The following is an 18,950-nucleotide window of genomic DNA, read 5'->3' on the forward strand; positions in this document are numbered from 1 at the left end:
GTTGGTTAAGGAAGATGCGAATAAGTCTACCTGTTTAGGGTAGCGTTTTAGTTTAACGTGTAGGGCTGGCGATAACCAAACATGCCATCTCGCAGCATGGTACGGCTATTACCGCTGTTACCAAAGCCCTTAAATAAAAACTGCAGCGCAATACCGGAATCATAATCATCCACCGATTGCTCGCCAAGCGCGTTAAAACGGTTGTTCAGATGACGCTGGGCCACCACCCGTATCGCCCAGCAGCAAGATTCGTATTCAATACCGACGTAGCTTTCAATACTTCGCTCACGCTCAAGATCGCGGTATGTACGGCCTACCCACTGCCAGTTTTTAGCAATCGGCCAGCTCGCCGAAACCCCAATCTGATCAATGGTTTCGCCAGACAGCTCCCGGACATACCGGTGTGTAAGCTGAATAAAGCGCTGCGCATCGTGGCGGTACTCCAGCGAAATACTGCTGCGCTCTACCTTATCAGTATCGGTGCTGACCAAAGCCTCTGAGTGCAGATACCAGCGCTGTTCCAGACGCCAGTCTACTTCTCCTGCCAGCGCCGAACGGTCGTTACTACGCGACGCTTCAGACAGCTGGCTGTCATCAAGGTAGAATATCTGACCAAGACTAAGAACAAATTGTTCCCGGTTAGTTTCATCCAGTATGCGGGTAGTAACACCGATGGTCACTTCATTATTATCGCTGATACGATCCAGACCCGTAAACTCCTGCCCGCGAAATAGTCCTTCAGTGTCGGTTAACAGGGGGGTTGAGTCGTACATGCCGATATTGGTCTGATCCTCATACGAGGTATACAGATACTGAAATTTTGGCTCCAGCGTCATGGTCATGGCGTCACTGATCCAGGTGGTGTCTCGTTCAAAATACAGTGCACCAAACAGTCTGGCCTGTCCCAGCGTCCGGTTAACTTCTTCTTCCAGTGGCGTGTTTTCTGTATTTTGCTGGTGATAATAGGTATTCAGTAACGTGGCTTCTGCAGTCAGCTCGCCCCACTGCCGCTGATACGGTATTGCCAGTGTTGGGGCAACATGGAAGCGGGTCGCCGTAGGTGCCGATTCCTGGGTGTTGTCGAAATAAGCCAGTTCCGAGTCAAACCTGAACTCAAACAGTGAGCCCAGCGGCTGGGTATAATTGAGCTGAAGTTCAGGCAGCGCCCGGTAGGTGTTGGGGTGATCGCCAATCACTTCAAAATCACGGATGCGCATTGAAAGCAGCAGATTTTCTTCATAATAATTCAGATTGACGCTGCGATACAGGTGGGTGTCAGCCCGGTTATAAAAGTCTGAACCTAAATCAACGATATAGTTGTCGTCGCTAATGCCATTAAAGTCGACCCCCAGTAACCAGTTCTCTGACAATACGCCTTCATGTTCAAAATGGTAGAAGTAGCGATCGGGCGAACTGGCAATATCGCTGTCACTGGGCAAATATTCCAGATTAAGCTGGCCACGGTTGTTACGGGTCAGATAACGGAACTCAGTTTTGAGCTGCACGCCCCGGTTGGTCATCACTCTGGGAGCGATGGTCATGTCATAGTTCGGTGCAATATTCCAGTAGAAAGGCTGCTCAACATCAATGCCGGTATAACTGGAGCTGGTAATAACCGGCGTCAGAAAGCCAGTCTGTCGCTGGTCACTGACCGGGAATGCAAAATACGGTAAATAGAATACCGGCACATCGCCGACGTAAAAGCGCGTATGTTTGGCCTGTCCCCAGACGGTCCCCTTTTCAATACTGATTTCGCTGGCCCGGATAATCCAGTCTTCATCGCCCTGCGGACAAGTGGTGAAGCTTACGTCGCTAAGGCGCACACCCTCATCGCTGGCAAGCAGGATCTCATTGGCGGCGCCCTGGCCGGAAAATCCGGTCAGCTGATAGCGGGTATTTTTCATTCTCAGGCGCTGGTCGTTGGAATTAATCGCGACCGAGTCGCTGTCTACTTTCAGTTGCGCGTCCTGGTAGGTTACATCGCCCTTTGCAATCAGGTTGCGGCCATTATCACTGACTTGCGCCTGATCGGCACGGATGGTCGCACGATCAGAGGTGATACCGACATCACCACTAAATAAAGCAACTTTGTTTTCAACTATTTCGGTGCGCCGGGACTCTACTTTTACGTGACCGGGCGGCATCAGCTGACTGCTGGAAAACTGAATCGGTGCAACGGAGCACATCCCCATCGTTGGCACCGGATCGGCCGGGGCAAATTGCTGAGCACCGGCTGTTTGCATGCCGATGGTTGCCGAAATAAGAAGGGCGCAGGTTTTTTTCATGCGTTGGAGAATGGCCTGTTGTTATCTACATATTGTTGCGCAATGGCAGTGGCGACACGTGTGCGGCATTATGCCTGAAGCAATCACGTCGCTTCATGGCGAAATCACAGCCTCAATAAACGGTGACACGGTGACAAAACCCGCATCGAGCCATGCCAGAAACGGTCCGTCCACACACAAAGCGCCAATTCTAAGCACTTATGTACTATTTACCAACCATTGAACGTAATTTTTAACGAATTCACAGTGTTCGGGCCTGCTTCTCATTGCCACAGGCTTCCGATATAGTCAGCATAGCGTCGTGGATAAAGGCTACTGGGCTGTGTTATCAGTTCTACCGGTAAATTCACCATTTTGAGCCAGCGCAGTGAAGCAAAGGGCGTTACGTGGCAAAAAGCCATGCACCTGACCCACTGTTTTTGCGTAAAACTGACAGAGTAATTGCAGGCAAAGGAGATTCAGGCATGCCGTTTTGGGGCAAAATCCTCGGATTAGTATTTGGTTTTATGTTTCTGAAAATTCCGGGTGCCATTCTGGGGCTGATCGTCGGCCATTTTTTTGATCGGGCCTACAGTCAGGATTTTAGTCAACTGGGTGGTTTTGGGCGCTTTTTTGCCGACCAGGATAAGCTGAAACAGCAGGCTGTGTTTTTTCATAGTTTGTTTTCTTCCCTCGGGCACCTGGCGAAATCCGATGGGCAGGTAACCAGTCGCGAAATACAAATAGCCACGGCCCTGATGGATGATATGCAGTTGTCGGCGCAGGCCCGTAAAGAAGCGCAAAATGCGTTTCGCGAGGGCAAAGACCGCGACTTTCCGTTGATCGATACCTTAAAAAGTCTGCACGAGGCCTGCCACGGGCGGCGTGATATTTTGCAGGTGTTTCTGGAGATCCTGATCCAGGCCGCTTTTGCTGATGGCGAGTTATCGCAACAGGAATACAATGTACTTGAGAAGGTCGCCCGTCCGCTTGGATTCCGCCGCCGCGATCTCGACTACCTTATCTCAATGTATGAAGCTGAGATCCGCTTTCGGCAGCGCGGCCAGTCTTCTCAAAAGCAGCGTCAGAGTGCCACATACACGGAAAAGCAATCGCTTGATGATGCCTACCATATTCTTGGTGTCTCTGCTTCAGATGATGAGAAAACCATCAAACGGGCTTACCGGAAACGCATGGCCGAGCATCATCCGGACAAACTGGTGTCCAAAGGACTGCCGAAAGAAGCCATGGAAATTGCAAAAGGCAAAGCACAGGATATTCAGTCAGCCTATGAGATGATCAAAGAGCGCCGCGGATTCTGATCATGGCCAGAGCGCTAACCTACGTGCCTGCCGCCAGCCAGTCTCATATTGATGCGTTTATCGATATGCTGTGGCTGGAACGCGGGCTAGCCGAGCATACACAGAAAAGCTATCGCAGCGATCTCAGTAAACTGGCGATCTATTGCAATAATGCCGAGCTTAACGATATTGCCCTGGCCACCACCGAGATGCTGCAGGGCTATTTGCAGTACCGACACGCCAGGGGCTTGTCGCCACGCAGTACCCAGCGCTGTCTAAGTGCCATGCGTGCGTTTTATATCTACCTGATTGACCAGCGGGTCCGGATTGACAATCCAGTCTCTGTACTGACCAACCCAAAAACACCAAGGGCGCTGCCCTCCAGTTTGAGCGAAGCTGATGTAGACAGTTTGTTAGCCGCGCCTCAGACAGACGACCCTATCGAATGCCGGGACAAGTGTATGCTGGAAGTGTTGTATGCCACCGGGTTGCGGGTCAGCGAACTGGTGAGTTTGCGTCTGGATCAGGTCAGTCTGCAGCAAGGCGTTGTCAGGGTTACCGGCAAAGGCGACAAGGAGCGGCTGGTACCATTTGGCGAAGAGGCGCTGGAATGGATGGAACACTATCTTAAACAGGCGCGTCCAATGCTGCTTAAACGTCACAGTGAGGTTGTATTTGTCAGTCGGCGTGGCCAGCAAATGACCCGTCAGACGTTCTGGCATCGCATTAAGTATTATGCGCAGGTGGCCGGCATAAAACAGTCGCTGTCGCCGCATACGCTGCGTCATGCGTTTGCTACACACCTGCTCAATCATGGCGCCGATTTGCGCGTTGTGCAGATGCTGTTGGGTCACAGTGACTTATCCACCACCCAAATCTATACCCATGTTGCAACAGAAAGGCTGCAGTCACTGATTGCCCACCACCATCCAAGAGGGTAGCCTGTTTACCACCGCAGCCCGTGGGAATAAGATGCGAATAAGTTTATCGCCGCTCAGGTTCGCAGCAAGGCACCCGGTCCAGGCGGTCTTTTGCAGGTATGGCGGGTTCAACAACCTCTGTCCTGTCTTTGTGGCTGTGGTAGACTGCATGAATACAAATGTGAGCGTCGTGCAACGGCGCACAAATCCGGTATTTTGTCACCGGTCCATCGATGTCAGGAGTCAATGTGATTAAATCTGTATATTTGGCAGCCTTTGCTGTAATTGGAATGATGTCATTTTCAAGTGCTGCGGCGATGGACGAAGCCGCGCTGAAAGCCAAACTTGAAGATAAAGTTGGTCTTACCATTGAATCGGTGCGGACCTCACCGGTAAACGGCTTATATGAAATAACTACCAACCGTGGCTTATTTTATGTCAGCGAAGATGGTGGTTATCTGCTTCAGGCCCGTATTTTCAATGTGAATGAAGGGATGCGCAATGAAACGGAAGCGGCAATGAGCAAAATGCGCAGCGATGGCGTTGAGCAGTTTGCCAATGCTGGCATTGAGTTTAAGGCAGAAGACGAAAAGTACGTCATTTCGGTGTTTACCGACACCACCTGCGGCTATTGCCGCAAACTGCACAATGAGATGGATGCGTTTAATGACGAAGGCATTACGGTGCGCTATCTGGCCTTTCCCCGCGCAGGCCTGAACAGTCAGGCATACAACGATATGGTATCGGTGTGGTGCGCAGAGAACCCTCAGCAGGCCATGACCGAGGCGAAAGCAGGGCAGAGCGTTGCCACCGCCTCCTGTGAGAACAGCGTGGCAGAGCAGTTTACTTTTGCACAAAAAATAGGCGTAAACGGGACACCGAATATCGTCTTGCCCAATGGCGATCTGATTCGGGGTTATCAACCTGCCGACGTGGTGGCCAGAACGCTAAAAAACGCTGAGTAATGCAACAAACACGCAGCGGCATCGCCCTGCGTGATTACCTTTACTGTACCTGAGGAGGTAATTGTCAGTCATGATCCTGCCTATTGTCAGGCGTCAGTTGTGTCAGGCACAGCTTACCGATTCTCTGCACCCGGTTATTGAGCGTATTTACCGGGGGCGTCATGTCCAGTCCATGGACGATCTGGAAACAGGCTTACGTGCACTTCTTCATTATAACGACCTTAAAGACATGGACCGTGCCAGCGCTCTGCTGAGTGACGCGGTGCAGTCACAGCGAAAGGTGGTTATTGTCGGTGACTTTGATGCTGATGGTGCTACCAGTACTGCGGTTTGTATGCTGGCACTGCGCCAGATGGGCCTGAGTAACCTCGATTACCTGGTGCCAAACCGGTTTGATTTTGGTTACGGACTGAGTGAGCCACTGGTGGATGTAGCTGCCGGGCAGGGCGCAGAACTGCTTATCACCGTAGACAACGGCATTGCCTGTCTGGATGGCGTGGCACGTGCCCGCGCCCTGGGGATGCAGGTGATTGTCACCGATCACCATTTGCCCGCTGAAACCCTGCCTGATGCCAATGCCATCGTGAATCCCAATCAGACAGACTGTCATTTCGCATCGCCCAGTATTGCCGGGGTTGGCGTTGCCTTTTATTTAATGCTGGCAACTCGCGCACACTTACAGCAGGCAGGCTGGTTTGCGTCACAGGGTATCACTGCGCCGAATCTGGCAGAGCTTTTAGACATTGTTGCAGTGGGGACTGTGGCCGATGTGGTGCGTCTGGATAAAAATAACCGTATTCTGGTTCATCAGGGGCTACAGCGGATCCGCAGCGGAAAGTGTCGCCCAGGTATCAAGGCACTGATTGAAGTGGCAGGTCGGGTTCCGGCAAACCTGACCTCCACAGATCTTGGCTTTGTGATTGGGCCACGTTTAAATGCAGCGGGCCGGCTTGACGATATGGCGCTGGGCATAGCCTGCCTGACAGAAGACGACGCCATGCAGGCGCGAATGATGGCGGCCGAGCTGGACAGTCTCAATAAAGCGCGCCGGGATATTGAAAAGGGGATGAAGGAAGAAGCCATGCAGGTGGTGGATTCGCTTACCCTTGATTCTGGCGAGCTGCCACCGGCGCTGGTGGTGTATAAGCCTGACTTTCATCAGGGTGTAATTGGTATTGTGGCCGGACGTATTAAGGAAAAGTATCTGCGTCCCGCTATCGCCTTTGCGAATGCCGATGAGACCACGCTCAAGGGGTCTGCGCGCTCAATTGACGGGGTCCATATTCGCGATCTGCTCGATGAAATTAATACCCGTTATCCGGGCGTAATTGAAAAGTTTGGCGGCCATGCAATGGCCGCCGGCCTGAGTATTCCGGCTGAAAAGCTGAACGCGTTTCAGCAGGCCTTTGAAGAGGTTGCCGCGCGCTATCTGGCGCGACTCGATGACGAATCCGTGCTGCTTTCAGATGGCGAATTGAGCAGTGCTGAACTGACACTGCCGTTTGCCCGTCAGTTACGCGGCGAAGGGCCGTTCGGGCAGGGCTTCGAAGCGCCATTGTTTGATGGTGTGTTCGCGCTCGTATCACAACGTATTGTGGGGCAGCATCACCTTAAACTGGTGCTAAGGCATGCAGATGGTGAAGAAGTCGATGGCATCGCCTTTAATGTGGATACAGCGCGGTGGCCGGACAAACAGGTGGCGCAGGTGCGTGTGGCATACCGGCTGGATGTGAACCTGTTTCGTGGGAATGAAACCGTGCAGTTGCTGGTGGAGCAAATAGAACCCTATGCCTGATGATGCCAGACAGTTAACTGACAAACACCGGCAGTTAACGCAGACAGACAATGCCCGGGTCATTTCGCATGTTCAACGGGATGAAGACGACTGGGTACGACACACGCTTATGCTGGAAGGTATTGACGTGCCTTTTATATTTCGCCGCAAGCAACAGTATCAGAGTCTTAAAGGTGCCCGTGTTAATCTGACGTACTACCCGGTGGAACAGGAGGTAGCCGGTATTCCCTTCGAAGCCATGAAAGTGGTTCGGATTAAACGCAGCTAGGAAGTTATATGACGCATCCCTCCTGGCTTCAGGCCTTTGTCCTGCATCGGCGTGCCTACCGCGAGACCAGCTATCTGATTGATTTTTTCACCCTTGAGGCGGGCAAAGTGTCTGCAGTAGCCAAAGGGGTAAGAAGCGTGAAGTCTGATCGCAAAAGCCTGTTGCAGCCGTTTCAGTCGCTGCGCATTCAGCTCAGGGGCAAAACAGACCTGAAAAACCTGACGCAGGTCGAGAGCCTGACACCTGCCATTGCGCTGACTGGCAATGCGCTGTTTTGTGGCATGTATGTGAACGAGCTGACAAACCGAATTATGCCAGCAGGTCTTGAGAGCGAGGTGATGTTTACCGCCTATACCAAGGCACTGCAGAATCTGGCATACCAGAATGATAAAGAACTGGCCCTGCGAACCTTTGAATTTGCGTTGCTTGAGGAAATGGGGCTGATGCCTGAATGGGGGATTGAAGCGCGCACCCAAACCCCGGTTATTGCTAACCAGTGGTACCGCTACGCCAGTGATGAAGGTATGGTAGCTGCGATTGAGAGCGAGCCCGGTAGTATTCGCGGCGATATCTTACTGGCGCTGGCACAGGGCGAGTGGCATGGCGACAGTCAGCGCGCTGCGAAAAAACTCAGTCGTCAGATCCTGCTGCCGTTACTGGGCGCGCGACCATTAAAAAGCCGCGAGCTGTTTGTTGCGACCCGCAGAAAGCCGTAGTCAGTGCCGTACCCGCATGCATACCAAAGACAGGGAGCTGAGACAATTTACCGTTTCAAACGTCGCGCTGTAGCCCCTTCTCAGACGTTTATCTGTTACACTTAGGCGCAATCTTGCACGAGGAATAAGCTAGCTATGAAAGACATCTTACTGGGTGTGAATATCGATCATATCGCAACCCTGCGTAATGCCAGAGGCACCACTTACCCTGATCCTGTGCACGCTGCTGATATAGCAGAGCGCGCTGGCGCAGATGGGATCACCGTGCATTTGCGTGAAGATCGTCGTCATATCCGCGATCGTGATGTCCGCCTGCTGGCCGAGACAATATCCACGCGCCTGAATCTGGAAATGGCGGTGACCGACGAAATGCTGGCGATTGCTGAGCAGGTATCCCCGGCATTTTGCTGTCTGGTGCCTGAAAAGCGCGAAGAACTGACGACAGAAGGCGGGCTGGATGTGGCCGGTAATCAGGCGCTTATCAGTGATGCCTGCACCCGACTGGCCGATGCCGGTATTGCCGTGTCACTGTTTATTGATGCTGAGCAGCGACAGATTGACGCAGCGCTTGCCTGTAATGCACCGTACATCGAAATCCATACCGGTCAGTATGCTGAGGCCACCACTGAAGCTGCCAGTCATCAGGAGCTTGAGCGTCTCATCGATGGGATCCGCTATGCGCATCAGGCTGGGCTGAAGGTCAATGCTGGCCATGGCCTGCACTATCACAATGTTAAACCTGTCGCGGCCATCCCGGAGCTGGTGGAACTGAATATTGGTCATGCCATCATTGCCCGCGCGGCCTTTGACGGATTGGATCGCGCGGTAGCAGATATGCGCGCGCTGATGCAGGAAGCCAGACTGTCGGCACAGCGGGCTTAGCTGTGGCTGTTGCTGGATTAGGTACCGATATTGTTGAGATTGCCCGTCTGGAGGAAAGCCTGCGCCGCTCTTCACGTTTGGTGTCGCGTATTTTAACTGATAATGAGCAGCACCTATATGCCGCGCAGACGCAGCCAGTGCGCTACCTGGCGAAGCGATTTGCGATGAAAGAAGCGGCAGTGAAAGCGCTGGGTACAGGCATTGGCAATGGCATCGGCTGGCAGCACATCGAAACCATCAACGATGACATGGGCGCGCCGCAGCTAATCTTTCACGACCGGTTTAAAACACTGTGCGAGCAGCGCGGCATCATCCGGCATTTCGTATCGGTATCCGATGAAAAACACTACGCGGTGGCCACCGTGATTTTAGAGACTGATAATTAACAGGGGTAGACACCGTGGTAAGCTTTTACAAGCCCGGCAAAGGAAAATCAGCGCAATCTGCCAGGCCCACCCGGACGCACCTGACCATTGATGACTGGGACTGGCAGGGACAGGGTGTGGTGCGTGGTAAACCAGTGACATTTGTCAGCGGTGCGTTACCGGGGGAACGCTGCGAAGTGTCGGTCACACACCGAAAAAAGCAGGTAGCCAATGGCCGTGTCATTAATGTCGAGCAACAAAATCCGGCCCGCCAGCTGCCTTTTTGTCCGGTCGCCGGGACCTGTGGGGGCTGTCAGTTGCAGCATGTTGACAGCGAGGCCGCCCTGACCTGGCGTCAGCAGGCAATCGACAGACTAATCCGAAACGCCACCGGACAAGCAGTAACTCAGCACATGCACTGGAAGGCGCCACTCACCGGCAATAAGCCAGCTTACCGACGTAAAGCGCGTCTGGCGGTGGATGCGCGTAACCCAGACAAGCTGGCCATTGGCTACCGGGCAAGGCAAGACAACCGGGTTATTGATATAGAGGCATGCCCGGTGCTGGTGGAGCAGCTCAGCGTATTAATTGCACCACTGAAAAAGCTGTTGCGGTCACACAGTGGGGTGCGTCATGTGGGGCATATTGGACTGCTGGCCGGCGAGTCGGTCAGTCAGGTTACCATTAAGGCAACGCGCCCGCTGTCAGCGGCATTTACAACGGCCTTGTCAGTCTTTGCAAAAGACTGGCAGATTAACCTGTTGGTTGACGGTCATGATGGCGTTATACATACCCTGCATCAGCAGGCCCCGCTGCATTGTTATGTCTCAGATAATCGTTACATCAGCCCCGGACCTAATGATTTTATTCAGGTTAATCATGAGGTTAATCGCGCGATGATTGCTCAGGCTATCGACTGGCTTGAAGTAAAGAACGGCGACGTGATTGCCGACTGGTTTTGTGGACTGGGAAATTTTTGGTTGCCGCTGGCCGATCTTGGTGTCCGGGTTCAGGCTATTGAAGGCGTCGCCGATATGGTGCGAAAAGCAAAACACACTGCACAGGGACAGGGCATTAGCGGCATCGACTGGCAGCATCTCGACCTGGCTGATTATGAAGTGGTGTGCGAAGCGCTTGCCCGTGACATTCAGAAAGTCCTGCTTGATCCGTCCAGAGAAGGGGCATCAGTAGTATGTCAGGCGCTGGTGACACATCCTGTTGAACGAATTTTGTATATATCTTGCAACCCCAGTACCTTTTCCCGGGATGCCGGAACATTAACCGCTGGTGGCTATCAGCTTGAGAAGGCGTCACTGATTGAAATGTTTCCTTATACCCAGCATCTTGAAATGATGGCGTTGTTTACCCATCCGGCAATGATGAAGCGCGAGTAACTCTGCTTATGGTGTCTACAAGAAAAGTACATGAATCTACCCGTCCTTCCTTTGAGCGCTGGCTGGACAGCCTGCAGCTTAGTGAGACCACTAAAGACAAGCTGCGTGCTATCTCCGACCAGCCCGAACGCTTGCTGGTTGGCCAGGAAATGGTTGAGATCCTGCATCAGCTTAATATGGATGATGCGACGTTACAGGCCGCGCTGGTGTTTCCCTATTGTCAGGAACACAGCCTTGATGAAGAGCAAATTCAGGCGGAGTTTGGCAACGAGATTTGTCAGCTTATTGTAGGCGTGCGGCGCATGGACGCGATTAAGTCGTTGCACGCCCGGCAACTGGATCCGGACAAGACCAACGACAAGTCAGGTGAACAGCACATCGACAGCATTCGCCGTATGTTGCTGGCCATGGTAGAAGATGTGCGTGCCGTAGTGGTTAAGATGGCAGAGCGCATCTGTGCCCTGCAAAAAGTGAAAAAAGCCGAAGAGGAAACCCGGGTAATGGTTGCCCGGGAATGTGCGGCGATTTACGCGCCGCTGGCTAACCGGCTGGGCATCGGACAGCTTAAGTGGGAGCTTGAAGATCTGGCCTTTCGCTACCTTCATCCGACCACCTACAAACAAATCGCCCGTCAGCTGGATGGCAAACGAAAAGAGCGCGCCCTGTATATCGATAACATCGTTGGTGAGCTGCAGTCGTTGCTGAATTCTGAAGAGATCCGCGCTGACGTGTACGGGCGGCCAAAACACATTTACAGCATCTGGAAGAAGATGCAGAAAAAACGCCTGACCTTCGAACAGCTCTTTGATATCCGTGCGGTACGGATTATTGCCGATCGTCTGCAGGACTGTTACGCCGCACTGGGCACAGTGCACGCAAACTTCAAGCATATCCCGAATGAGTTTGATGACTATATTGCGACGCCGAAACCTAACGGCTATCAGTCTATTCATACTGTTATTCTGGGGCCGGAAGGCAAACCGGTTGAGATCCAGATCCGGACCAGCAAAATGCATCAGGATGCCGAGCTGGGCGTCGCAGCGCACTGGAAATATAAGGAAGGCTCAGCCGGAAAGCAGTCAGGTTATGACGAGCGTATCAACTGGCTGCGCCGCATTCTGCAATGGCAGGAAGAAGTTGCTGAGTCTGGTGATCTTGTCGAAGAATTACGTAGTCAGGTGTTTGATGACAGAGTTTATGTCTTTACCCCGCGCGGTGATGTGATCGACTTACCCTTCGGCGCCACCCCCCTGGACTTTGCCTATTATATTCACAGTAACGTTGGGCACCGCTGTATCGGTGCCAAAGTCAACGGCCGAATTGTGCCCTTTACCTATCAACTGCAAAGTGGCGATCAGGTTGACATTCTGACGGGCAAAGAGCTCAACCCCAGTCGCGACTGGATGCATCCGGGACTTGGCTATGTTCATTCTTCCCGGGCACGGGCCACCATTCATTCCTATTTCAAAAAGCAGGATCGTGAGAAGAACCTGAATGCCGGTAAGGAGTTACTGGAGCGTGAGCTTGGCCGCCTGCAGATTGAACTGCGCCATGCCGGTAAAGCCTGCGACAAGTTTAACGTAAACTCGACGGATGAATTGTTTGCTGCCATTGGTGCCGGGGATATTCGCATCATGCAGGTGGTGAACTTTCTGCACCATCTGCTCATTCCTGAGCCTGAGCCGGAAATCAGTCCCAAGGTGAAAACCCGCAGGAAAGCCAGTGCGACCGGTAAGCAGGACGCGGTGGTGATTCAGGGGGTAGGTCACCTGATGAGCCAGATGGCCAATTGCTGTAAGCCGGTGCCCGGCGAGCCAATCATGGGCTATATCACGCAAGGGCGCGGCGTCAGTGTGCACAAGGCGCATTGTGATCAGCTAAAAAACCTGCTGCGCGAGCACCCCGAACGTCAGATAGAGGTTAACTGGTCACAGGCATTGGACGTCGGCTTTGAGGCCGCTATTGATATCTATTGCAGCGATCGTACCGGTATTTTACGGGATATCACCACGGTACTGGCCAACGAGGGAGTGGCATTACTCGGTGTACACAGTCAGAGTGATACGTCCCGACAGACGGCGGTGATTGCGATATCGGTAGAAGTGCAGGATCTCAATAAGCTGACCCGGGTACTGGATCGTTTAAAACAACTTAAAGGAGTCGTTGATGCCAGACGAAAAGCGCAGTGAGGCGGGCTCACACATCGACAGACTCTGTCAGATCATGGCGCAACTGCGTGATCCCGAGCATGGCTGTCCGTGGGATGTAAAGCAGTCCATGTCCTCACTCACGCGTTATACCATCGAGGAAGCGTACGAGGTGGCCGAGGCAGTAGCACGGGACGACATGGACGATATTCAGGATGAGCTTGGCGACCTGGTGTTTCAGGTAGTGTTTTATGCGCAGATCGCGAAGGAGGCTGGCGAGTTCTGCTTTGACGATGTGTGCCGACGCATCAGTGACAAGTTAGTGCGCCGTCATCCTCATGTGTTTGCGGATGGCGACAGGCAGGCAGATTTGTCTGCTCAATGGGAGGCGATTAAAGCCGGGGAACGTGAAGCGAAGGGCAGGACGCCACAGAAGCTGCTCGATACCGTACCGAGCGGGCTGCCAGCCCTGATGTACGCACAAAAACTGCAAAAACGCTGTGCCACAGTGGGCTTTGACTGGGATAAGGTCAGCGATGTTACGGCTAAGGTTAAAGAAGAGGTAGGCGAGATTGAGCAGGAGCTTGCTGCCAGACAACCAAACCCCGACGCTGTAGAAGAAGAAATTGGTGATGCCCTGTTCGCCATGGTCAACCTCGCACGCCATTGTCAGGTAGATGCAGATACAGCGCTGCGCAAGGCGGCGCAGAAATTCGCCAGGCGGTTTAATGAGGTTGAAGCGGCGGCGCAGCAGTCAGGCTCTACACTAAATTCACTGACGCTGTCTGAAATGGAAGCGTTTTGGCAACAGGTAAAGGTACGCGAAAAGCAGGCTTAAGTGAACACCTACTTACTTTTAGTAAGTAATGCCGTAGCCGCCTTATGAGGTTGTAAATCCCAGCGCGCGTAGTCCAGCGAGTAAGACAGAGTGGGATTGGCAATATCGTGAATGGTGCGCGCATCGTCATTCAGTATTGTCATTGCCTGACGATGATTTTCATGCCGCATAAACAGCGCCTCCATTTCGCCAGATTTGATCATGCGGCTTAAGCCTACCGCAATACGTCTGGCCAGTTGCGGCGCGCTGGGGCGTACAAACAGGTACTCGTAAGTCGGGTAACGAATAATGTGGTAACGCTCAAGCGTCAGCACCTGACTTTCATAGCGGGCTAAATCCCGGCTAACTTCGATGATATTGCGTGGAAAGCTGTCCACTACACCACGCTCTACCATGTTAAACATCGCGCCGTACCACTCACTCCAGTCAATACCCTCGACACTGAACCCCTGACGTTTCAGGATTATTAAGTCCGGCCAGTCATTACCCTGAATGGCGGTTTTCTGTTTTAAGCCGGGTAGTGCCAGAGAAGCAGGAAAATCAGTTTGCCGGTCTTTTCTTATAATCAATAGCCGGTAACCGGCTAACCCTTTGAGCAAGGGGAGCCGCACGGGGATCAACTGTGCTTCGCGTTCATCACTGGTCATACTCCACATGACATCGGCCTGATTGCGCTTCAGCGTCACAATCTGACGGCCCTGCGGCATGGGATGCGAATGGGCGACGACGTCGGTGTCACCGAATTCCGGGGTGACGGCCAGTGCGTGACGTAGTAGATCGCGGTGATAATACCCGTATTCGCTGCCGTCGAAGGCGCGGGTATAGACAATCTCGTCTGCCTGCACATAACCCGTGATAGCAAGTAAAAAAAAGAGCAGTCTGTTTAAGCCTGGGGCGGGGGACATAAACACGTCAGTACGCATCTTTATTAAAATTAGTATGTAATTAACCCTAGCCGAAACCACTGTACCTGTCACCTTTGCAAAGAGCGTAATTTTTTTGCCTTACAGGGGTTCGCTTTTTATCCAATTGCTGTATAATTCGCGCCCTGCCCAGTTACGCCCGCCTTTGGGAAGGCGGAAGAATCAATCGGCTCGAAGGGGCTTCGGTATTGATTTTAAGGTGATTTTTCTAAGGTAGAAAATCAGTAACGACGATTTTATTCGGGTGAATGATAAATGAAAACTTTTGTTGCTAAACCAGAAACGGTAAAACGCGACTGGTATGTGGTAGATGCCACAGACAAAACTCTTGGCCGTCTGGCTTCTGAAATCGCGATGCGTCTGCGTGGCAAACACAAGCCAGAGTATACGCCTCACGTTGACACTGGCGACTACATTGTCGTAATCAATGCTGAGAAAGTTGCGGTAACAGGCCGTAAAGCGCAGGACAAAATGTACTATGCGCACACGGGCTACCCAGGTGGTCTGAAAGAGACAAACTTTGAAAAACTGATTGCTGAAAAACCAGAAATGGTGCTTGAGAAAGCAGTGAAAGGAATGCTGCCAAAAGGTCCTCTGGGCCGCGCAATGTTCCGTAAAATGAAAGTTTATGCAGGTAGCGAGCACAAGCATACTGCACAGCAACCACAAGTTTTGGACATTTAAGGAGCAACTGACATGGCAGATACTCAATACTACGGCACTGGCCGCCGCAAAAGTTCTACTGCTCGTGTGTTCCTGCGTCCAGGTACAGGTAACATCACAGTAAACAAACGTGCTCTTAACGAGTACTTTGGTCGTGAAACCGAGTGCATGGTGGTTCGTCAACCACTGGAACTTGTAGAAATGACTGAGAAGTTTGACGTTTATGTCACCGTTTCCGGCGGTGGTTCAAACGGTCAGGCAGGTGCTATCCGTCACGGTCTGACCCGTGCACTGATGGACTATGATGAAGCGCTACGCGGCGATCTGCGTAAGGCTGGCTTTGTTACACGTGACGACCGTCGCGTTGAACGTAAGAAAGTGGGTCTGCATAAAGCACGTAAGCGTCCTCAGTTCTCAAAACGTTAATTTTACATTTACGTTTTACGAAAAAACCCGGCCTTTGCCGGGTTTTTTATTGTCAGCCGGCAGCCCTGCCGGGCCGCTGCAAAAAATGACAGTAATTTAACCCCGCTCAAATCCCCGTGTAACCCTCTGATGACAGGCAGACTGTTGTACTAAGCGTGCGTTTTTGCGTTAGAAAATATCGGTTTAATTCCAGCAAAACCTTGTGTTTATAAGGGCTTTTCCCTTATCATTCGAGGTCGAAAAATATGACAAGATTCGTGATTCCTCAGACTGGTGTGTGAATACCGCCTGACACGCTTCACGACTAGCTGACATGGCCTCAGACTCATTGCCTGAGAATGGCGCCGTGACTATCCGAACCTGGAGAAATGTGGATGAGCAATGTATCCGTAGATGCAAATGAGCCTGCACATAATGACAACCAGCCTAAAAACAATAATCGCCGTCGCTTTTTAACGGTTGCAACGTCTGTTGTTGGTGGTGTGGGTGTCGTTGGTGCAGCGGTACCGTTTATTGCGTCCTGGAATCCCAGCGCAAAGGCGAAAGCAGCCGGTGCGGACGTTGAGGTTGATATCAGTGGCATTGAGCCCGGGCAACTGATTCGTGTGATGTGGCGGAGTAAGCCGGTATGGATTGTACGCCGTACACCCGAAATTCTGGAAGAGCTTAAGCAGCACGAAGATAACCTCAAAGATCCGAATTCCGAAGCGGAGCAACAGCCAGCCTTTGCCAAGAACTACTATCGCTCTGAAAAGGAAGAGTACCTGGTGCTGGTTGGCATCTGTACACATCTGGGTTGCTCGCCCACACACCTCAAAAATGGTGCATTTGAAGAAATCGTTGAAGGCGTACCGGATGGCTTCTTCTGTCCGTGTCACGGGTCAAAATTTGATATGGCCGGCCGTGTATTCCAAAACGTTCCTGCACCGCTGAACCTGGTAGTTCCGCCTTATCAATACGTTGATGATACAACCATGATTATTGGTTCAACAGCGGAGGAAGCGTAACATGAACGGATTTTTGAACTGGATAGAACAGCGCATTCCTATGATGCGTGTGGCGAATATGCACGCCCTTCAGTATCCGGCGCCACGCAACATGAACTTCTGGTATGTGTTTGGCTTTCTGGCCACCATCGTACTGGTTAACCAAATTATTACTGGTGTCTGGCTCACCATGAGTTACGAGCCGTCAGCCGATGGCGCGTTCCGCTCGGTTGAATTTATCATGCGCGAAGTCGACTATGGCTGGCTTCTGCGTTACATGCACAGTACCGGCGCCTCGGCGTTCTTTATTGTGGTCTATCTGCACATGTTCCGCGGTATGATCTATGGTTCCTACCAGAAGCCCCGCGAGTTGCTGTGGATATTCGGTATGTTTATCTACCTGGCGCTGATGGCCGAAGCCTTTATGGGCTATGTGTTGCCATGGGGTCAGATGTCCTACTGGGGCGCGCAGGTAATTGTGTCATTGTTCGGTGCCATTCCGGTGATTGGTCCGGACCTGGTCATTTGGATCCAGGGTGACTATGTTATCAGTGGCGCGACACTGAACCGCTTCTTTGCGCTGCATGTTATTGCCTTACCGCTGGTCATTGTGATTCTGGTATTCCTGCATATCATTGCGCTGCATGAAGTGGGCTCAAATAACCCGGATGGTGTGGCCATTAAGCATAAAAAAGGCTCATTGCCAGAGTCAGAAAAAACGCCGTACAAGATCCACGAGTACTACACCGATAAGTACGACATTGCTGATGACGTGGTGCCGTTCTTTCCGCACATCGTGCTCAAAGACCTGGTGGCCTTCTGTGTGTTCCTGGCTGCGTTTACGTACGTCATGTTCTTCGCGCCGGAAATGGGCGGTAAATTCCTTGAACATCCGAACTTTGAAATTGCGGACCCGCTGAAGACGCCGGAGCACATCTTCCCGGTTTGGTACTTCACGCCGTTTTACGCAATCCTCAAAGCCGTACCTGACAAACTGTTCGGTGTACTGGCTATGTTTGCCGCGATAGGCTTTTTGTTTGCCCTGCCGTGGTGGGACCGCAGCAATGTACGTTCATGGCGCTATCGCAGTGGTCTGCATAAAGTTAACCTGATCGTATTCGCAATCGTATTTATTTTCCTGGGTTACTTAGGTGGAACGCCGCAGGAAGCGTGGAAACTGATTGCGTCGCAAATCGCGACAATCATGTACTTCGGGTTCTTCATTGCACTGTTCCTGTACAGCAAAAACGAGAAAACCAAACCTGTACCAGAGAGGATCCCTAAATGAAAAAACTGATGTATTTTCTTGTATTTTTCCTTCCTGGGGTCGCGATGGCTGCGGGCGGTAATGTGCCTTTGGATAAGGCCCCTATAGATTTGACGGACAAGGCGTCACTGCAACGCGGTGCGAAACTGTTCATGAACTATTGTCTGGGCTGTCACTCACAAAAGTACCAGCGCTACAGCCGTACGTTCGAGGATCTTGGGATCCCGGAAGATTTGGGTGAAAAGTATCTGCAGTTTACCGGCGAAAAGGTGACGGACTACATTACCAACACCATGCCGGAGACAGGCGCGGCGAACTGGTTCGGTAACCCGCCACCTGACCTGACACTGGTTGCCCGGGTGCGCGGTCCGGACTGGATTTACACCTATCTTCGCACCTTCTATGTGGACGAAAGCCGTCCCTTTGGCGTGAATAACAAAGTCTTCCCTGATGTAGGTATGCCGCACGTACTGCAGCCGTTGCAGGGTACGCCACGCGAAACTAACGAAGAAATGCTGGTCGACGGTGAAATGGTCGAGCGTTACGTTGGTATTAAGAGCGATGGTGACGGTGCATTGTCGCCAGGCGAGTACGATCAGGCCGTAGGCGATCTGGTTAACTTTCTGGAGTATTCCGGTGAGCCATCGCGTCTTGAGTCTGAGCAGATAGGTAAATGGGTGCTGGTATTTATCGCCGTGTTGTTTGTCTTTGTGTTCTTGCTGAAGAAAGAATACTGGCGGGAAGTGCATTAGCCCCCCGAGTTAAGGTATACTATGCGAAGGGGCGTATGCCCCTTTTTTCGCATATGGGCTCAAGCGGCCCCTATGCCC

The 18,950-nt window shown here is 52.1% G+C and carries 18 protein-coding genes; 16 read left to right on the forward strand and 2 right to left on the reverse strand.

What is annotated here, in order from left to right:
* Window positions 1-47: 47 nt before the first annotated feature.
* A complete protein-coding gene (lptD, locus tag IE054_RS06190; protein ID WP_189404402.1) occupies window positions 48-2,285 on the reverse strand; it encodes an LPS assembly protein LptD in 2,238 nt (745 codons plus the stop codon).
* Between the two features lie 464 nt (window positions 2,286-2,749).
* On the opposite strand from lptD, the gene djlA reads away from it, so the two are divergent.
* The 11 genes from djlA (at window position 2,750) to mazG (ending at window position 13,855) form a co-directional block, all read left to right on the forward strand.
* Complete coding sequence (djlA, locus tag IE054_RS06195; protein WP_189404404.1) at window positions 2,750-3,586, forward strand: co-chaperone DjlA; 837 nt, start codon at window positions 2,750-2,752, stop codon at window positions 3,584-3,586.
* 2 nt (window positions 3,587-3,588) lie between these two features.
* A complete protein-coding gene (gene xerD / locus IE054_RS06200; RefSeq protein ID WP_189404406.1) occupies window positions 3,589-4,506 on the forward strand; it encodes a site-specific tyrosine recombinase XerD in 918 nt (305 codons plus the stop codon).
* 227 nt (window positions 4,507-4,733) lie between these two features.
* Complete coding sequence (gene dsbC, locus IE054_RS06205; RefSeq protein ID WP_373293844.1) at window positions 4,734-5,450, forward strand: bifunctional protein-disulfide isomerase/oxidoreductase DsbC; 717 nt, start codon at window positions 4,734-4,736, stop codon at window positions 5,448-5,450.
* A gap of 70 nt (window positions 5,451-5,520) precedes the next feature.
* Entirely contained in the window at window positions 5,521-7,245 is a 1,725-nt protein-coding gene (gene recJ, locus IE054_RS06210; protein ID WP_189404410.1) for a single-stranded-DNA-specific exonuclease RecJ, read from the forward strand.
* A complete protein-coding gene (locus IE054_RS06215) occupies window positions 7,238-7,513 on the forward strand; it encodes a hypothetical protein (protein ID WP_189404412.1) in 276 nt (91 codons plus the stop codon). Before recJ ends, IE054_RS06215 begins: the two co-directional genes overlap by 8 nt.
* 8 nt (window positions 7,514-7,521) lie before the next feature.
* Window positions 7,522-8,229 carry a DNA repair protein RecO gene (recO, locus tag IE054_RS06220; protein ID WP_189404414.1) on the forward strand — a complete coding sequence of 236 codons (708 nt, stop codon included), beginning with the start codon at window positions 7,522-7,524 and terminating at the stop codon, window positions 8,227-8,229.
* A gap of 135 nt (window positions 8,230-8,364) precedes the next feature.
* On the forward strand, window positions 8,365-9,111 hold the full coding sequence (gene pdxJ, locus IE054_RS06225; RefSeq protein ID WP_189404416.1) for a pyridoxine 5'-phosphate synthase: 747 nt from the start codon (window positions 8,365-8,367) through the stop codon (window positions 9,109-9,111).
* Between the two features lie 2 nt (window positions 9,112-9,113).
* Window positions 9,114-9,497 carry a holo-ACP synthase gene (acpS, locus tag IE054_RS06230; RefSeq protein WP_189404418.1) on the forward strand — a complete coding sequence of 128 codons (384 nt, stop codon included), beginning with the start codon at window positions 9,114-9,116 and terminating at the stop codon, window positions 9,495-9,497.
* 14 nt (window positions 9,498-9,511) lie between these two features.
* Window positions 9,512-10,870 (forward strand): 23S rRNA (uracil(1939)-C(5))-methyltransferase RlmD, encoded by a 1,359-nt coding sequence (gene rlmD / locus IE054_RS06235; RefSeq protein ID WP_189404420.1) that lies wholly within the window; start codon window positions 9,512-9,514, stop codon window positions 10,868-10,870.
* A gap of 8 nt (window positions 10,871-10,878) precedes the next feature.
* Window positions 10,879-13,059 carry a GTP diphosphokinase gene (relA, locus tag IE054_RS06240; RefSeq protein WP_189404422.1) on the forward strand — a complete coding sequence of 727 codons (2,181 nt, stop codon included), beginning with the start codon at window positions 10,879-10,881 and terminating at the stop codon, window positions 13,057-13,059.
* The gene (gene mazG, locus IE054_RS06245) at window positions 13,037-13,855 is read left to right on the forward strand and encodes a nucleoside triphosphate pyrophosphohydrolase (protein WP_189404424.1); all 819 of its coding nucleotides are present in this window, start codon (window positions 13,037-13,039) and stop codon (window positions 13,853-13,855) included. Before relA ends, mazG begins: the two co-directional genes overlap by 23 nt.
* Window positions 13,856-13,863: 8 nt before the next feature.
* Here the strand turns inward: mazG and IE054_RS06250 are convergent, their stop codons facing one another.
* A complete protein-coding gene (locus IE054_RS06250; RefSeq protein WP_189404426.1) occupies window positions 13,864-14,760 on the reverse strand; it encodes a transporter substrate-binding domain-containing protein in 897 nt (298 codons plus the stop codon).
* Between the two features lie 273 nt (window positions 14,761-15,033).
* Here IE054_RS06250 and rplM point away from each other — a divergent pair, with 273 nt between their 5' ends.
* The 5 genes from rplM (at window position 15,034) to IE054_RS06275 (ending at window position 18,872) form a co-directional block, all read left to right on the forward strand.
* On the forward strand, window positions 15,034-15,462 hold the full coding sequence (gene rplM / locus IE054_RS06255; RefSeq protein ID WP_189404428.1) for a 50S ribosomal protein L13: 429 nt from the start codon (window positions 15,034-15,036) through the stop codon (window positions 15,460-15,462).
* A 12-nt stretch (window positions 15,463-15,474) separates the two neighbouring features.
* Window positions 15,475-15,867 carry a 30S ribosomal protein S9 gene (gene rpsI, locus IE054_RS06260; RefSeq protein ID WP_189404430.1) on the forward strand — a complete coding sequence of 131 codons (393 nt, stop codon included), beginning with the start codon at window positions 15,475-15,477 and terminating at the stop codon, window positions 15,865-15,867.
* A 374-nt stretch (window positions 15,868-16,241) separates the two neighbouring features.
* Entirely contained in the window at window positions 16,242-16,874 is a 633-nt protein-coding gene (petA, locus tag IE054_RS06265) for a ubiquinol-cytochrome c reductase iron-sulfur subunit (protein WP_189404432.1), read from the forward strand.
* Window position 16,875: 1 nt separating this feature from the next.
* On the forward strand, window positions 16,876-18,141 hold the full coding sequence (locus IE054_RS06270; RefSeq protein ID WP_189404434.1) for a cytochrome b: 1,266 nt from the start codon (window positions 16,876-16,878) through the stop codon (window positions 18,139-18,141).
* Window positions 18,138-18,872 (forward strand): cytochrome c1, encoded by a 735-nt coding sequence (locus IE054_RS06275; RefSeq protein ID WP_189404436.1) that lies wholly within the window; start codon window positions 18,138-18,140, stop codon window positions 18,870-18,872. The genes IE054_RS06270 and IE054_RS06275 overlap by 4 nt, the downstream gene beginning before the upstream one ends.
* Window positions 18,873-18,950: the final 78 nt, after the last annotated feature.

This window comes from Alteromonas halophila (assembly GCF_014651815.1).
Lineage (GTDB): Bacteria > Pseudomonadota > Gammaproteobacteria > Enterobacterales > Alteromonadaceae > Alteromonas > Alteromonas halophila.

Coding starts and splice junctions, on each gene's coding strand:
- lptD (WP_189404402.1), bottom strand. CDS start 2,285: ATGAAAAAAACCTGCGCCCTTCTTATTTCGGCAACCATCGGCATGCAA.
- djlA (WP_189404404.1), top strand. CDS start 2,750: ATGCCGTTTTGGGGCAAAATCCTCGGATTAGTATTTGGTTTTATGTTT.
- xerD (WP_189404406.1), top strand. CDS start 3,589: ATGGCCAGAGCGCTAACCTACGTGCCTGCCGCCAGCCAGTCTCATATT.
- recJ (WP_189404410.1), top strand. CDS start 5,521: ATGATCCTGCCTATTGTCAGGCGTCAGTTGTGTCAGGCACAGCTTACC.
- IE054_RS06215 (WP_189404412.1), top strand. CDS start 7,238: ATGCCTGATGATGCCAGACAGTTAACTGACAAACACCGGCAGTTAACG.
- recO (WP_189404414.1), top strand. CDS start 7,522: ATGACGCATCCCTCCTGGCTTCAGGCCTTTGTCCTGCATCGGCGTGCC.
- pdxJ (WP_189404416.1), top strand. CDS start 8,365: ATGAAAGACATCTTACTGGGTGTGAATATCGATCATATCGCAACCCTG.
- relA (WP_189404422.1), top strand. CDS start 10,879: ATGGTGTCTACAAGAAAAGTACATGAATCTACCCGTCCTTCCTTTGAG.
- mazG (WP_189404424.1), top strand. CDS start 13,037: ATGCCAGACGAAAAGCGCAGTGAGGCGGGCTCACACATCGACAGACTC.
- IE054_RS06250 (WP_189404426.1), bottom strand. CDS start 14,760: ATGTCCCCCGCCCCAGGCTTAAACAGACTGCTCTTTTTTTTACTTGCT.
- rplM (WP_189404428.1), top strand. CDS start 15,034: ATGAAAACTTTTGTTGCTAAACCAGAAACGGTAAAACGCGACTGGTAT.
- rpsI (WP_189404430.1), top strand. CDS start 15,475: ATGGCAGATACTCAATACTACGGCACTGGCCGCCGCAAAAGTTCTACT.
- petA (WP_189404432.1), top strand. CDS start 16,242: ATGAGCAATGTATCCGTAGATGCAAATGAGCCTGCACATAATGACAAC.
- IE054_RS06270 (WP_189404434.1), top strand. CDS start 16,876: ATGAACGGATTTTTGAACTGGATAGAACAGCGCATTCCTATGATGCGT.
- IE054_RS06275 (WP_189404436.1), top strand. CDS start 18,138: ATGAAAAAACTGATGTATTTTCTTGTATTTTTCCTTCCTGGGGTCGCG.